General features: G+C 70.7%; 13 protein-coding genes and 1 pseudogene. 8 read left to right on the forward strand and 6 right to left on the reverse strand.

Translation table 11 applies throughout. The features are described from left to right. Positions 1-18 precede the first annotated feature (18 nt). The 5 genes from ACWD5Q_RS20460 to ACWD5Q_RS20480 all read left to right on the forward strand — a co-directional run bounded on the left by ACWD5Q_RS20460 (position 19) and on the right by ACWD5Q_RS20480 (position 5469). On the forward strand, positions 19-1395 hold the full coding sequence (locus ACWD5Q_RS20460; protein ID WP_451428433.1) for an ABC transporter substrate-binding protein: 1377 nt from the start codon (positions 19-21) through the stop codon (positions 1393-1395). Next, positions 1392-2330: a carbohydrate ABC transporter permease gene (locus ACWD5Q_RS20465; protein WP_451428434.1), complete on the forward strand. Its 939-nt coding sequence runs from the start codon at positions 1392-1394 to the stop codon at positions 2328-2330. Before ACWD5Q_RS20460 ends, ACWD5Q_RS20465 begins: the two co-directional genes overlap by 4 nt. Beyond that, positions 2327-3187, forward strand: coding sequence for a carbohydrate ABC transporter permease (locus ACWD5Q_RS20470; protein ID WP_451428435.1), 861 nt, complete (start codon positions 2327-2329; stop codon positions 3185-3187). Before ACWD5Q_RS20465 ends, ACWD5Q_RS20470 begins: the two co-directional genes overlap by 4 nt. Further along, positions 3184-4173: a zinc-dependent alcohol dehydrogenase family protein gene (locus ACWD5Q_RS20475; RefSeq protein WP_451428436.1), complete on the forward strand. Its 990-nt coding sequence runs from the start codon at positions 3184-3186 to the stop codon at positions 4171-4173. The genes ACWD5Q_RS20470 and ACWD5Q_RS20475 overlap by 4 nt, the downstream gene beginning before the upstream one ends. Positions 4174-4263: 90 nt before the next feature. Continuing rightward, positions 4264-5469 carry a TerD family protein gene (locus ACWD5Q_RS20480; RefSeq protein WP_451428470.1) on the forward strand — a complete coding sequence of 402 codons (1206 nt, stop codon included), beginning with the start codon at positions 4264-4266 and terminating at the stop codon, positions 5467-5469. Between the two features lie 87 nt (positions 5470-5556). Here ACWD5Q_RS20480 and ACWD5Q_RS20485 read toward each other — a convergent pair whose 3' ends face one another. Beyond that, positions 5557-6123 carry a TetR/AcrR family transcriptional regulator gene (locus ACWD5Q_RS20485; protein ID WP_451428437.1) on the reverse strand — a complete coding sequence of 189 codons (567 nt, stop codon included), beginning with the start codon at positions 6121-6123 and terminating at the stop codon, positions 5557-5559. A 144-nt stretch (positions 6124-6267) separates the two neighbouring features. On the opposite strand from ACWD5Q_RS20485, the gene ACWD5Q_RS20490 reads away from it, so the two are divergent. Beyond that, complete coding sequence (locus ACWD5Q_RS20490) at positions 6268-6735, forward strand: nuclear transport factor 2 family protein (RefSeq protein ID WP_451428438.1); 468 nt, start codon at positions 6268-6270, stop codon at positions 6733-6735. Between the two features lie 218 nt (positions 6736-6953). Here the strand turns inward: ACWD5Q_RS20490 and ACWD5Q_RS20495 are convergent, their stop codons facing one another. Continuing rightward, positions 6954-8387 (reverse strand): hypothetical protein, encoded by a 1434-nt coding sequence (locus ACWD5Q_RS20495; RefSeq protein ID WP_451428439.1) that lies wholly within the window; start codon positions 8385-8387, stop codon positions 6954-6956. Between the two features lie 404 nt (positions 8388-8791). On the opposite strand from ACWD5Q_RS20495, the gene ACWD5Q_RS20500 reads away from it, so the two are divergent. Next, the gene (locus tag ACWD5Q_RS20500) at positions 8792-10618 is read left to right on the forward strand and encodes an endonuclease/exonuclease/phosphatase family protein (protein ID WP_451428440.1); all 1827 of its coding nucleotides are present in this window, start codon (positions 8792-8794) and stop codon (positions 10616-10618) included. Between the two features lie 25 nt (positions 10619-10643). Here ACWD5Q_RS20500 and ACWD5Q_RS20505 read toward each other — a convergent pair whose 3' ends face one another. The 3 genes from ACWD5Q_RS20505 to ACWD5Q_RS20515 all read right to left on the reverse strand — a co-directional run bounded on the left by ACWD5Q_RS20505 (position 10644) and on the right by ACWD5Q_RS20515 (position 13247). Further along, positions 10644-11378 (reverse strand): SRPBCC family protein, encoded by a 735-nt coding sequence (locus tag ACWD5Q_RS20505; RefSeq protein WP_451428441.1) that lies wholly within the window; start codon positions 11376-11378, stop codon positions 10644-10646. 26 nt (positions 11379-11404) lie between these two features. After that, entirely contained in the window at positions 11405-12055 is a 651-nt protein-coding gene (locus ACWD5Q_RS20510; RefSeq protein ID WP_451428442.1) for an ArsR/SmtB family transcription factor, read from the reverse strand. A gap of 310 nt (positions 12056-12365) precedes the next feature. After that, positions 12366-13247 carry an NmrA/HSCARG family protein gene (locus ACWD5Q_RS20515; protein ID WP_451428443.1) on the reverse strand — a complete coding sequence of 294 codons (882 nt, stop codon included), beginning with the start codon at positions 13245-13247 and terminating at the stop codon, positions 12366-12368. A 100-nt stretch (positions 13248-13347) separates the two neighbouring features. Here ACWD5Q_RS20515 and ACWD5Q_RS20520 point away from each other — a divergent pair, with 100 nt between their 5' ends. Continuing rightward, positions 13348-13827 (forward strand): MarR family winged helix-turn-helix transcriptional regulator, encoded by a 480-nt coding sequence (locus tag ACWD5Q_RS20520; protein ID WP_451428444.1) that lies wholly within the window; start codon positions 13348-13350, stop codon positions 13825-13827. Positions 13828-13865: 38 nt separating this feature from the next. On the opposite strand, the pseudogene ACWD5Q_RS20525 reads toward ACWD5Q_RS20520, so the two are convergent. Further along, positions 13866-14108, reverse strand: a pseudogene (locus ACWD5Q_RS20525) (hypothetical protein); the annotation flags it as partial. Positions 14109-14112 lie beyond the last annotated feature (4 nt).

Consider the following 14112-nt stretch of genomic DNA (forward strand, 5'->3'; position numbering starts at 1 on the left):
TATGCCCAGGAGCACGCCATGCGAACCCAGAGCCGACGAACGCCCCGAACCCTGTGTGCCGTGGCCGCCGTAGGGACGCTGATCACTCCACTGCTCGCCGGCTGCTCAGGCGCCGGCGGCGCCGGCGGCGGAGGCTCCTCCGCCCACGCCATCAACGTCCTGATGGTGAACAACCCGCAGATGGTGGAGCTGCAGAAGCTCACCGCCGACCACTTCACCAAGGACACCGGGATCAAGGTGAACTTCACCGTCCTCCCGGAGAACGACGTCAGAGACAAGATCAGCCAGGACTTCGCCAACCAGGCGGGCCAGTACGACGTCGCCACGCTCAGCAACTACGAGATCCCGATCTACGCCAAGAACGGCTGGCTCCACCCGATCGACTCGTACGTCAAGAGCGACACCGCCTTCGACCAGCAGGACATCCTCCCCCCCATGCGGCAGGCCCTCACCGCCGCGGACGGCAAGCTCTACGGCGAGCCCTTCTACGGCGAGTCCTCCTTCCTGATGTACCGCAAGGACGTCTTCCAGAAGAAGGGCCTGACCATGCCGGCCCAGCCCACCTGGCAGCAGGTCGCCGACCTGGCCGCCAAGGCGGACGGCGCCGAGTCCGGGATGAAGGGCATCTGCCTGCGCGGGCTGCCCGGCTGGGGCGAGGTCATGGCGCCGCTGACCACGGTCGTCAACACCTTCGGCGGCACCTGGTTCGACAAGGACTGGAAGGCCCAGGTGGACTCCCCGGAGTTCAAGAAGGCCACGCAGTTCTACGTCGACCTGGTCCGCAAGCACGGAGAGTCCGGGGCCGCGCAGTCCGGCTTCGCCGAATGCCTGAACAACATGACGCAGGGCAAGACGGCGATGTGGTACGACGCCACGTCGGGCGCGGGCTCGCTGGAGGCCGCCGGCTCCCCGGTCAAGGGCAAGATCGGCTACGTTCCGGCCCCGGTCGAGAAGACGAAGAGCTCCGGCTGGCTCTACACCTGGGCCTGGGGCATCCAGAAGGCGTCCCAGCACCCCGACGACGCCTGGAAGTTCATCTCCTGGGCGTCCGGCAAGGACTACGAGAACCTCGTGGGCAAGACGGCGGGCTGGGCCAACGTGCCGGCCGGCAAGCGCTCGTCGACCTATGACATCCCGGAGTACCGCAAGGAGGCGTCCGCCTTCGCCGACGTCACCCGGAACGCCATAGCCAGTGCCAAGCCGAACGACCCGGGTGTGCAGCCCCGCCCCGCCCCCGGCATCCAGTTCGTCGACATCCCCGAATTCACCGACCTCGGTACCAAGGTCTCCCAGGAGATCAGCTCCGCCATCGCCGGCCGGGAGTCCGTGGACAGCGCGCTGACGAAGTCGCAGGCGCTCGCCGAGGCCGTTGCCAAGAAGTACGAGGGATCATGAGCGTCACCACCTCCGCCCGGATCGCCGCCGCCACCGCGCGGCCGGCGACCCGGCCGCCGAACCGCATGCGAGCCTGGGCCACCCGAGCCCCTCTGCTGCCCGCGCTGGTCTTCATGATCGTCGTGACGCAGCTGCCGTTCGTGGCGACCCTGGTGATCTCGTTCTTCGACTGGAACGCCCTCTACCCGAAGGACCGTCACTTCACCGGCGTCGACAACTACCGCCAGGTCCTGACCGACCCGGACCTGCGCCACTCGGTGTGGACGACGGTCCTGCTGACGGCCACGGTGGTCCTGGTCAGCCTGATTCTGGGCCTCGGCATGGCGTTGCTGCTCAACCGGAAGTTCCGGGGCCGGGGCGTGGTCCGCACCCTGCTGATCGCCCCCTTCCTGGTGGTCCCGGTCGCCGCGGCCCTGCTGTGGAAGCATGTGCTCTACAACCCCGAATACGGTCTGCTCAACGGGCTGTTGCACTATGTGGGCGGCCCCCAGCCGGACTGGATCTCGAACACCCCGCTGCTCGCGGTCGAGGCCTCGCTGATCTGGCAGTGGACGCCGTTCATGATGCTGATCCTGCTGGCCGGCCTGCAGAGCCGCGACCAGCAGCAGATGGAGGCCGCCCGGGTGGACGGCGCGAGCGACTGGCAGACCTTCCGCTATCTCACCCTTCCGCATCTGCGCCGCTACCTCGAACTCGGCGCTCTGCTGGGTTCGATCTACATCGTCCAGAACTTCGACGCGGTGTTCACCCTCACCTCCGGCGGGCTGGGCACCGCGAACCTCCCCTACACCGTCTACCAGAGCTTCTACCAGGCCCACGAGAACGGCCTGGCCTCGGCCGCCGGCGTCCTGGTCGTCATCGGCTCGATCATCATCGCGACCTTCGCCCTGCGCGTGGTGTCGTCCCTGTTCCGCGAGGAGGTGTCCCGCGCATGAGCGCCGTCGCCGGACGCACCGCCACCGTACGCACCCGCAGCCGCCGGGGAGCCGGGCTCGGCCTGCTGGCCTGGCTGGTCGCCCTGGTGTTCTTCCTGCCCATCGCCTGGATGGCCCTGACGTCGTTCCACTCGGAGGCCGACGCCGCGACCAACCCGCCGTCCTTCCTGGCCGGCCTGACCCTGGACAGCTACCGCGACTTCTTCGGCGTGGGCGGCGGCGCGAGCCCCTGGCCCGCGCTGATCAACTCGACCATGGCGTCGGTGGTGTCGACGCTGTGCGTCCTGCTGCTGGCCCTCCCGGCGGCGTACGCGCTGTCCATCCGCCGGGTGAAGAAGTGGACGGACGTCCTGTTCTTCTTCCTGTCCACCAAGATGCTGCCGGTGGTGGCGGGACTGCTGCCCATCTACCTGTTCGCGAAGAACACCGGGATGCTCGACAACATCTGGCTCCTGGTCATCCTCTACACCTCCATGAACCTGCCGATCGCGGTGTGGATGATGCAGTCCTTCCTCGCCGAGGTCCCGGTGGCGGTGATCGAGGCGGCGCAGATCGACGGCGCCCGGCTGCCGACGGTCCTCGCGCGCGTGGTGGCCCCCATCGCCCTGCCCGGCATCGCCGCCACCGCTCTGATCTGCTTCATCTTCAGCTGGAACGAGCTGCTCTTCGCCCGGGTGCTCACGGGAGTGGTCGCCGAGACCGCCCCCGTCTTCCTGACCGGCTTCATCACCAGCCAGGGCCTGTTCCTGGCGAAGGTGTGCGCCGCGTCGCTCGTCGTCTCCCTGCCGGTGCTCGCCGCGGGGTTCGCCGCCCAGGACAAGCTGGTCCAGGGCCTGTCGTTGGGAGCCGTGAAATGAAGGCCGCCGTCATCGAGTCCGTGGGCCACGCCGTCGTCACCGAGGTCCCGGACCCGACGCCCGGGCCCCGCGAGGTCGTCGTCGAGGTCGCGGCCTGCGGGCTGTGCGGCACGGATCTGCACATCCTCCAGGGCGAGTTCGCGCCCAAGCTGCCGATCGTGCCCGGGCACGAGTTCGCGGGTGTGGTGGTCGGCACGGGCACGCAGGTGACCGAGGTGTCGATCGGCGACCGGGTGGCCGTGGACCCGTCCCTGTACTGCTTCGAGTGCCGGTACTGCCGCGCAGGCCACAACAACCTCTGTGAACGCTGGGCCGCGATCGGCGTGACGACGGCCGGCGGGGCGGCGCAGTACGCGGTCGCGCCGGTGGCCAACTGTGTGAAGCTCCCCGAGCACATCCGCACCGAGGACGCGGCGCTGATCGAGCCGCTGTCCTGCGCGGTGCGCGGTTACGACGTCCTGAAGTCGCAACTGGGCTCGCACGTGCTGATCTACGGCTCCGGGACGATGGGCCTGATGATGCTGGAACTGGCCAAGCGCACCGGCGCGGCGAGCGTGGACGTGCTGGACGTGAACCCGGCACGCCTTGAGACCGCGCGCCAGCTCGGCGTCTCGGCGACGGCGGCGAACGCCGACGAACTGGACCGCCCGCAGGGCTGGGACCTGGTGGTGGACGCCACGGGCAACGCGGCGGCGATCCAGGACGGCCTCGGCCGGGTGGCGAAGGCGGGCACGTTCCTGCAGTTCGGCGTGGCGGACTACGCGACACGGGTCACGATCGACCCGTACCGCATCTACAACCAGGAGATCACCATCACCGGTTCGATGGCGGTGCTGCACAGCTTCGAGCGGGCGGCCGAACTGTTCGCGGGCGGGGTGCTCGATCCCGGCGTGTTCATCAGCGACCGCATCCCGCTGGACCGGTACCCGGATGCGCTGGAGCAGTTCGCGGCGGGAGTGGGGCGCAAGATCGTGGTCGTGCCGTAGGGAGCGGACCGGGGGTCGGCCGTCTCCGCCATACGGTCGTCGGTAAGGGAACGGTAAAACGGTCTCGCTCGTTCACCCGGCATGACAGCTATGACCCCCGGCTCGAACATCCCGCTCGGAGCCACCCGCGTGTCGGTCGACGTCGCCGCGCCGGTGCGGCTCGATGTCTCGGCCCTGCTGCTCACCGCCGACGGCAAGGTGCGCTCCGACGACGACTTCATCTTCTACAACCAGCCCTCGGGCCCGGGCGTCACCTACCGCTCCGGCGGTGGTACGAGCCCCGACTCGATCACGGTCGACACGGCCACCGTCCCCACGGGCATCGAGAAGATCGTCGTCACGGCGAGCCCGGACGCCGCGGGCCAGAGCTTCCAGGGCGTCGAGCCGACGGCCACGATCCGCGACGCGGACGACAACAGCGTCCTGGCCACGTTCACGCCGCCGCAACTCGGCACCGAGACGGCCCTGGTGGTCGTGGAGGTCTATCGCAGAGGCGACGCGTGGAAGGCCCGCGCCGTCGGACAGGGATATGCGAACGGGCTGGCGGGCATCGCCACCGATTTCGGCGTCACGGTGGAGGAGCCCGCCGCGCCCCCGCAGCCCGTGTCCCCGCCCGCGCCCGCGACGCAGCCCCCGGCCGTCCCGCCGGCTCCGGCCGTCGCCGCTCCCCCGGTGCCCGCCGCGCCCCCGGCTCCGCCCGCCCCGGTCCCCGGCGCCGGAAAGATCAACCTCGACAAGGGCCGCGTCAGCCTGCAGAAGAACCAGACCGTGTCCCTGGTCAAGGGCGGCCGCCCGCTGCTGTCCCGGGTCAGGATGGGCCTCGGCTGGGAGCCCGCGTTCCGGGGCAAGGACATCGACCTGGACGCCTCGGCCATCGCGTACGGCCCCCAGCGCAACCACATCGACAGCTGCTACTTCGGCAAGCTGACCATTCTGAACGGCGCGGTCCAGCACTCCGGCGACAACCTCACGGGAGAGGGCGGAGGCGACGACGAGGTCATCACCGTCGACCTCGGACGCCTTCCCCAGGAGGTCACGGCCCTGGTCTTCACCGTGAACTCCTTCTCCGGACAGAAGTTCACGGAGGTCGCCAAGGCCTACTGCCGTCTCGTGGACGCCGAGACCGGCGAGGAACTGGTCCGCTTCGACCTCACGAACGCCGAGCCGCAGACGGGCGTGATGATGGCCAAGCTGATCCGGCAGTTCTCCGGGGAGTGGGACATGACCGCCATGGGCGACTTCGTCAAGGCGCGCACGGTGCGGAACATGGTGAAGCCGGCGGCGCTGGCCCTGTAGCCCGTCGTACGACACCCGCGGGCCCCCGGCACCCGCGAGCCCACGGCCGGGGGCCCACGGATACAGCCGGTGGACCGGCCGCCGGTGTCAGGGCCGCAGTCCCTCCGTCAGCAGCGAGAGATAACGGCGGATGCGCGTGCCCTCCCCGTCCGCGAGTTCCGACGCCGTCGCCACCCCGTGCGCCAGCCTCAGCACCTCGATCGGCTCGATGTCCGCACGCAGCGTCCCCTCCCGCTGCGCCGCCTCCACCAGACGTGCAGCCGCCCCCTTGATCGAGGTGCCGCAGACCGTGAGCGCCGCCGAGCCGCCGTCCGCGACGGCCGACCTCAGCAGCGCCTTGAGCCCGCGCACCTGGATCGTCCCGACGCAGAGTTCGTACAGCCACTCCGTCAGCGCCTCGCCCGGCGGGAGTTCGGCCGCGAGCGTGCCGGCCCTGGCCGCGATCACCTCGATCCGGTCGACGTAGGCCGCCTCCAGCAGCGCCTGACGCGTGGGGAAGTGCCGGTACAGGGTGCCGGATCCGACTCCCGCCCGCTTGGCGATGTCATCGAGCGACGCGTTCTCGCCGTGCTCGGCGAAGGCGACGGCCGCCGCCTTCAGCAACCGCTCGTAGTTGCGCCTCGCGTCCGCTCGCATGGGCCTGACCTGTGACATCCGGACACTCCTTGCGAACCGGGAACCCCTTCCGTACTTTAACGGGCACCAACCGGAGAGACTCCCCGTTTAATTCCCGGGACCGTACGCCACCGCCCCGGGACGGGACCGCTCCGCGACGACGACCGAAGGGACCCCGACGGCATGTCCCCCACTCCCCCGGCCGGCCCCGGCCCTCTGGGCATACTGACCCGCTACCGCCGCGCGATACTCGACAGGTCCGCGGACGACCTGGCCGACCTGTACGCGGTCGACGCCGTGCACGAGTTCCCGTTCCTCTTCCCGGGCATGCCCGCCCGCTTCCACGGACGCGAGGAGGTACGCGCGGGGTTCCAGGCCGCCTGGGCCGCAAGCCCTGCGGTGCCCGAGCAGGTTCTGGAGGTGGCCGTCCACATGTCCACCGACCCCGAGGTGATCACCGTCGAGCAGACCGTCACGGGGACCGTGGCCGCCACCGGCAAGCCGTTCGCGTTTCCGGGTCTTGTGGTGATGCGCGTCCGCGGTGGCGCGCTCGTGCAGGTGCGGGACTACATGGACGGCCTCGGCGTGGCCCGGGCGCTGGGCCGGCTGCCCGCCGTGGCCGCCCTGCTCGACGGCCATGGGCCCGGATGAGCGGCGGGCACCCGGCGGAGCGCCGCGGGCCGCGACGGCGCACGGCAGGGCGGGCGTCCGCCCACGAGGCAGGGCCCGCACCGGAGCGCGGGCCCTGTGGGGACGGACGGGCCCGGAACCGCGCGGAACCCGGACCGGAGGGATGCGCCCGGAGGTCAGTGACGCTTCTGGCGTTTCCAGGAGCCGGTGATGGCCGGCACGATCGGCCCCCTCGGCTCTCAACCCCCGTGCTGGCTGCGCGCCTTGAACGCCGCCTTCCGGGCCTCCTTCGCCATCTTCTTGTCCGGGTGCAGACGCCCCATCGCCTCCAGGACGTCCGGGGTCGCGGGGTGGTCCACCCGCCACGCCGTGGCGAAGAAACCGCTGTGCTGTGCCGCCAGACCCTCCACCAGGCCCTGCAACTCCGCGGAGTTGCCCTCCGCCGCCAACTGCGCCGCCACGGTGTCGATGGTCAGCCAGAAGACCATCGACTCCGACGGCGCGGGCACATCGGCCGCTCCCCGCTCGGTGAGCCAGACCCGTGCCAGACCGCCCAGTTCCGCGTCGTCCAGCACTTCGCGCAGCGCGGGCTCCGCCTCCGGACCGATCAGGGAGAGCGCCTGCTGACAGCGCAGCCGGCGCAGTGGCGCACCGGCGTCCGAACCGCGCGCCGCGGCGAGCAACTCCCGCGCCGCCGCGAGCGGTTCCCGGCGGGCCAGCCACTGCTCGGTCTCGGCCTGCGCCGCCGCCGGAGGAAACGCCGACGTGCCGTCGAGCAGCGCGTCCGCGCCCTTGTCCGCCAGTTCCCCGACCGCGGGGGCGGCCACCCCGTCCTCCAGCAGCAACGCGCGCATCCCGTACAGACCGAGCGGGGTCAGCCGTACCATCCCGTACCGGCTGATGTCCGTCTCGTCGACGGGTTCGGCCGGCTCCTCCTCGGGGTCGGCCATCAGCGCCTCGTCGACCGGCTGGAAGTCGACGAGCCCGATCGGTTCGAGGATCCGGAACTGCTCGTCGAGCCGCATCATGGCGTCCGACACCTGTTCGAGAACGTCGTTGGTGGGTTCGCCCATGCCGTCGGGCACGATCACCGACGCCGCGAGCGCGGGCAACGGCACCAGGCCGTCGCCGGGCCCCTCCTCGCTGACCGACAGCAGGTAGAGGTTGCCGAGCACGTCGTCGAGGAAGTCGGCCTCCGCCTCCGGGTCCCAGCCGAGGGAGGAGAAGTCGATCTCGCCACCCTCGTCCAGAGAGTCGCCGAGACCGCCGAGACCGTCGAGGTCGGGCACGCTCGCGTCGGCGATCACCGTGTCCAGCGCGCCGAGCCACACACCGAGCACGTCGTGCGGGCTGCCGGAGGTGAGCAACGCGAGGTCGGCGCCCGGGGCGACCGTCCCCTCCTCGTCGACGATCTCGACGAGTCCGGTGTCGGCGGCTACCCGCCAGGCCTCACTGGCGAGGGCGGCGGCGTCCTCGCCGGTCAGTGCGAGAACCTCGGCCGCGGCGGGCAGCTGCTCCTCGACGAGTTCGCCTCCGGCGCCGACGCGGGTGTCCGGCCCGGCCCACCGGGCGAGCCGGGCGGCCCGGGAGAGCAGCGGTGTGGCGAGCGCGTCCCGCGCGAGCTCCGCTTCGGAGCGCAGCCGAACCGGCGGCAAGGGGGAGCTGTCTGACATCGGCTGGGTCTCCTTGGGACATACGTAAGGGCCGAGGGGGCGCCCCCGAAACACACGGCTCAGCCTAGACGGATTTCCACCCATGCCGCCTGGTTCATCTCCCGGCCAGGCACCGTACATGGCCGAAACCTTGACAACTGACCTGACCGCGCAGGAGATTTACGCGCGTAGAAGTCGGCGGGCACCTGATCACCAGGATGCGTTCGGTGACCGTCGGCGTACGTCGCGTTCACCGATGCTCGCCGGAGGCCATCGACGGTTCATCGGTGTTGACCTGCGCTCACAGGCACCATCGGCGCCTTCCGGCTTCTCCGCGCGTCGCCACCGCCTCACGGGTCGCGGCCGCCACGGCTCCACGCTCCATCCTCGTCCCGGCACCCACGCATGTCCCCGGAGGGATCCCGTTGCCGAGCAAGTCTTCCTCGCGCCTCGCCGCGCTCACCGTCGCCGCCGTCTGCTCCACACTGTCCGCCGTGGTGCTCACCGCACCGGCCCACGCGGACACCGTACGCATCCACGACATCCAGGGCACCACCCGCATATCGCCGCTCACGGGCCAGAAGGTCACGGACGTGGCCGGAATCGTCACGGGTGTGCGGACCTACGGTTCGTCGAAGGGGTTCTGGATGCAGGACCCGAACCCGGACGACAACCCGGCCACCAGTGAGGGCGTCTTCGTCTTCACCAGCTCCACCCCGAAGGTCGCCGCGGGCGACTCGGTCACGGTGACGGGCACGGTCTCGGAGTACGTCCCGGGCGGCGCCTCGTCCGGCAACCAGTCGGTCACCGAGATCACCAAGCCGACGGTGACGGTCCTCTCCAGCGGCAACGCCGTCCCGGCGCCGGTCGTCATCGACGCGACATCGGTGCCCGCCGCGTACGCCCCGGCAGGCGACCCGGCCGCGAACGGCTCGGTCAACGGCCTCCCCCTGAAGCCCGCGACGTACGCCCTGGACCACTACGAGTCCCTGGAAGGCATGAACGTCCAGGTCGCCGACGCCCGTGTGGTCACCGCCACCGACCCGTACACCGAGCTGTGGGTCACGGTGAAGCCGCACGAGCACGCCAACCGCCGCGGCGGCACGGTCTACGGCTCCTACACGTCCCAGAACTCCGGCCGGCTGCAGATCCAGTCGCTCGGACCGACCGCCGGCTTCCCGGCCGCGAACGTCGGTGACACGCTCACCGGCACGACCACCGGCCCGCTGGACTACAACCAGTACGGCGGCTACACCCTCGTCGCGAGCAAGCTCGGCACCCTCGAGAGCGGGGGTCTGAAGCGCGAGACGACCCGTAAGCAGGCGCACGACGAGCTGGCCGTGGCGACGTACAACGTGGAGAACCTGGACCCGTCCGACGCCACCTTCGCGGCCCACGCCGCCGCGATCGTGAACAACCTGCAGTCGCCGGACATCGTGTCCCTGGAGGAGATCCAGGACAACAACGGTGCCACCGACGACGGCACGGTCGACGCGAGCCAGACGGTGAACAAGCTGATCGACGCGATCGTCGCGGCGGGCGGCCCGAAGTACGAGTGGCGCTCGATCAACCCGGTCAACGACCAGGACGGCGGCGAGCCCGGCGGCAACATCCGCCAGGTCTTCCTCTTCAACCCCGGGCGGGTCTCGTTCACCGACCGTCCGGGCGGCGACTCCACGACCGCCGTGGGGGTCACCAAGGTGCACGGCAAGGCGCAGCTGACGGCCTCCCCCGGCCGGATCGACCCGGCGAGCGACGCCTGGAAGTCCAGCCGCAAGCCGCTCGCCGGCGAGTTCGTCTTCCGCGGCAGGACGGTCTTCGTGATCGCCAACCACCTCAACTCCAAGGGCGGCGACCAGGGGCTGACCGCGCAGTACCAGCCGCCGACGCGCAGCTCCGAGACCCAGCGCCACCTTCAGGCGACCGAGGTGCACACCTTCGTCAAGGACATCCTCGACACCCAGAAGAACGCCGAGGTCATCGCGCTCGGCGACATGAACGACTTCCAGTTCTCCGACACCACGAAGATCCTCGAGGGTGACGGCGAGCTGTGGTCGGCGATCAAGTCGCTGCCGAAGAGCGAGCGGTACACGTACGACTACCAGGGCAACAGCCAGGTCCTCGACCAGATCCTGGTGAGCCCGTCCGTCCGCCGTGACGGCGACCTCGACTACGACAGCGTGCACATCAACTCGGAGTTCCACGACCAGATCAGCGACCACGACCCGCAGGTGCTGCGGTTCCGCCCGTAGCACCCGCGGGGTGTGCTGGACGGGGTCAGGCGTAGACCTCGTCCAGCCACTGCTGCCAGGCGAGTTCGTTCGCCTTGGCGTCGGCGTCCGGGGCGAAGTCGTGGACGCTGATGCCCACCGGGGCACCCCAGTGGTTGCGGCCGAAGAACCGGAGCAGGGCGCCCTCGGTGCGCAGCCCGATGAAGTACGGGTTGCGGAAGTCCAGCACGGCGTCCAGGGGTTGTCCGCCGGGTCCCCGGACGCTGACCGTCGCCCCCTCGATGGCGTCCTCGGGCAGGCCGAGGGCCCCGGCGACGGCGGTGAAGGCGTCGGCCGCGGTGGACGCCCCGGGGCCGTTCAGGGTCGCGAAGGCCACCGGGCGCGGTGCGAAGTGGGTCAGGTACTCGCGCAGGGTGTGCAGATAGAAGTCGGTGTGCTTGCTCGCCCCGTCGTACTGGTTGTCCCAGTCGTCGACGAAGATGCCGCTGTGCACGTACCGCACCCAGGCGCGACGGCCCTCGTCACGCGGCTCGATGGTGTGGTCGAGCTGGTTGAGGGTCTGCTGGGAGATGCCCTCGACGTTCTCGACGCGGTTGGTGTAGCGGTGGGGCGGGTCCCAGGCGATCACCTCGGAGCCGAAGGGTCCGGTGCCGCCGACGCGGGGCTCCGGGGGCTCCATCGGCCACAGATAGCCTCCGGTGCCGCGGGTGATCGCCTCCCACACCTCCTCGGGCGTCGCGTCGACCTCGAATTCGCGGACGATCTCGAATTCCTCGGACATGATGGCTCCTGCGCGAAGTGGGCGGTTCAGTCGGTGAGTTCGGCGGCTTCGGCGGCCGGGGGCGCGGCGGGACCGGGCTCGGGTTCGGCGGGCCCCGGCTTGAGGGTGGGGTGAACGGCGACGACGATCCGGTGGTCACGGCCGCCCTCGGCGTCCGGGGCGTCGTACTTGCGGATCAGGGCGGTGACGCCCGCCGTCAGCTCCTGGATGAACGCGGCGCGGTCGGCGGCCGAGGCGAACCGCACCTCGCCGTCCAGCGCGTAGGTCGCGAGCCGCTTGCGGGCCTTCGCCGCGCCGGTGATCAGCGAGCCGACGTCCCGCACCAGCCGGGCGCCGAGGGCGAGCAGCCAGCGGGCGGAGAGCTGGTCGCGGAACCGGTCCGGGTCCGGCTGCACGGAGGCGAGTGCCAGCGGGCTGATCACATACGAGGCGGCGGTGGCCCGCATCAGCCGCTCGGTGACATTGCCCTTGCGGCGCTCGCCGGCCAGTTCGACGAGGCCGTGCCGCTCCAGGGCCTTGAGATGGTAGTTCACCTTCTGGCGAGGCAGTCCGACCCGGCCCGCCAGCATGGCGGCCGACGCGGGACCCGCCGCCAGCTCGGCGAGCAGCCGGGCCCGCACGGGGTCCAGCGACACGGCTGCGGCCTCGGCGTCCTCGATCACGGTCACATCCAGCATGGAACCCACTCTTCCACCGGACACTTTTTTTGTCCAGACGGTTGAAGTGTTCGGTTGGGGGATGGAGTGCCGGGGCGGACGGGCGCGGTGGAGCCTGATGGAGATCGCTTACGGCACCACCGACATCAGGGCCGGCGACTGGCGACCGCCGCCGTCTCGACGTGGCGGGCCATGCGCCCCAGGACGAGCACGGCCGCGCGGAACTCGTCCGGGGTGATACCGCTCACGACCTGGCGGACTCTCTGCGTGATCACCCGCGCAGACCCGGGGCCGGGGCGGGGGCGGCGGGGGCGCCAGTCCCGGACGGATGTCACCTTCGGGCGGGCGCGGAGGCGAGGCGTGCGGCCCAGTCCTGACCGCCGGCCCAGTCGGTGAAGTCGTGCCAGTCGACCTCGGGGTAGTCACGCCGCAGCCCGGCCACATCGACATCCAGGCCGGAGGCGGTGATGTACTCGAACATCGCGGCCAGGTCGGTGGACCAGGTCCGCACATCACTCAGGGGCACCTCCTGGTGGACGATCGGGCGGCCGGTGGCCGCGGCGAGAGTCTCCGCGATCTGGCTCGGGGTGCGTACGTCGGAGGCGATGTCGATGCGCTGTCCGGCGAACTCGTCGCGGCGCTGAAGGGCCAGCGCGGCGAACGCCCCGATGTCCTCGGCGGGGATGAGCGTGAACGGCCGGCCCGAGGGCATGGGCCAGGCGAGGACGCCTTCACGCAGGGTTTCGAGCGACCAGCCGCCGGAGTAGTTCTCCATGAACGCCGCCGGAGCGATCACGGTCCAGGGCACGTCGACCGTACGCAGATGCCGCTCGACCAGGTACTTGCTCTCGTAGTGCGGAATACCGGTGCCGCGGTCGGCGTGCGCGGCGGAGGTCAGCACGATGTGCCCGAGGCGGGCGGCCACGGCGGCGTCGACGAGGGCCTTGCCCTGTCGGGTCTCGACGGCGGTGTCGGCGCCGAACGGGGTGGTGACGGCGAAGAGCGAGTCCGCCCCGGCGAGCACCGCGTCGAGGGACGCGCGGTCGCCGAAGTCTGCGCGGCGCACCTCGGCACCGAGGGTGCGCAGGGTGTCGGCGGCAGGCGAGTCGGGGTCGCGGGTGAGTGCCCGCACCCGATGGCCCGCAAGGAGAAGGGCGCGGACGGTGGCCCCACCCTGGACTCCGGTGGCTCCGCTGACGGCGACGGTGAGCATGGCTCTCCCCCAGAATAGAATGATTGCGCGGCGCATCAACTGCGTCGCGCAGCAGAATACAGAAACACTGCGTCGCGCAGCAAAGGGAAGTGTGAGCCGGATGGCGGAGTCGCGTCGGGAGCGGTTGTACGAGGAGCTGTCGTTGGAGTCCCGCCGCTATCTCGCGGCGTACGTGCTGTTCAACCAGGCCGTCGCCGATCACCTCGGTCTGCATCCGACCGATGTGCAGTGTCTGAGCCTGCTGACGACCGAGCCCGGGCCGCTGACGGTACGGCAGATCGCCGACATGACGGGTCTGACCACGGGCTCGGCCACGCGGCTGGTGGACCGGCTCGAACGAGGGGGCTATGTGGCCCGCACCCCCGACCGGCAGGATCGTCGGCGAGTGCTGGTCGCCCCGGTCCCCGAGCGCATCGCCCGGGTCACCGCGGTGTGGGACGACCTCGGGCAAGCCTGGCAGACCCTGCTCAACGGCCACACCGAGGACGAACTGGAGGCGATCACCCGCCATATGCGGCAGGCCTATGACCTCAGCCACGCCCAGATGGAGCGCCTGCGTTCCCTACCCAAGCCAGACTGATCGCCGGGCCCCGGTCCCGGGGGCATCGCGCGGCGGCCCTACCCCTTCGGCCCCCGCTCCTCCAGACGGGCCAACCGGGTCTGGAACCAGTCGAGCCGCGCCTGGAGCAGGGCCGCCTCGGCGACCAGTTCGGACACATCGAGGCCGACGGCGGGGTGGCCCCCGCCTCCCCGGTCGGTCCGCACCCGCAGCCCGTCACCGGCGAGCCGCGCGAACACCGCGAGCGACAGTGACGTACGACCGCGCACGCACCCCGCGCACGCCGCCCGGAGCGCGCGCCAGCGC

Source organism: Streptomyces sp. NPDC002513, assembly GCF_053595355.1.

Bases quoted from the DNA above. Each gene is read 5' to 3' on its own strand.
- ACWD5Q_RS20475 (WP_451428436.1), top strand. From the start codon at position 3,184: ATGAAGGCCGCCGTCATCGAGTCCGTGGGCCACGCCGTCGTCACCGAG.
- ACWD5Q_RS20470 (WP_451428435.1), top strand. From the start codon at position 2,327: ATGAGCGCCGTCGCCGGACGCACCGCCACCGTACGCACCCGCAGCCGC.
- ACWD5Q_RS20510 (WP_451428442.1), bottom strand. From the start codon at position 12,055: ATGCTGGATGTGACCGTGATCGAGGACGCCGAGGCCGCAGCCGTGTCG.
- ACWD5Q_RS20480 (WP_451428470.1), top strand. From the start codon at position 4,264: ATGACCCCCGGCTCGAACATCCCGCTCGGAGCCACCCGCGTGTCGGTC.
- ACWD5Q_RS20520 (WP_451428444.1), top strand. From the start codon at position 13,348: ATGGCGGAGTCGCGTCGGGAGCGGTTGTACGAGGAGCTGTCGTTGGAG.
- ACWD5Q_RS20515 (WP_451428443.1), bottom strand. From the start codon at position 13,247: ATGCTCACCGTCGCCGTCAGCGGAGCCACCGGAGTCCAGGGTGGGGCC.
- ACWD5Q_RS20495 (WP_451428439.1), bottom strand. From the start codon at position 8,387: ATGTCAGACAGCTCCCCCTTGCCGCCGGTTCGGCTGCGCTCCGAAGCG.
- ACWD5Q_RS20505 (WP_451428441.1), bottom strand. From the start codon at position 11,378: ATGTCCGAGGAATTCGAGATCGTCCGCGAATTCGAGGTCGACGCGACG.
- ACWD5Q_RS20485 (WP_451428437.1), bottom strand. From the start codon at position 6,123: ATGTCACAGGTCAGGCCCATGCGAGCGGACGCGAGGCGCAACTACGAG.
- ACWD5Q_RS20460 (WP_451428433.1), top strand. From the start codon at position 19: ATGCGAACCCAGAGCCGACGAACGCCCCGAACCCTGTGTGCCGTGGCC.
- ACWD5Q_RS20490 (WP_451428438.1), top strand. From the start codon at position 6,268: ATGTCCCCCACTCCCCCGGCCGGCCCCGGCCCTCTGGGCATACTGACC.
- ACWD5Q_RS20465 (WP_451428434.1), top strand. From the start codon at position 1,392: ATGAGCGTCACCACCTCCGCCCGGATCGCCGCCGCCACCGCGCGGCCG.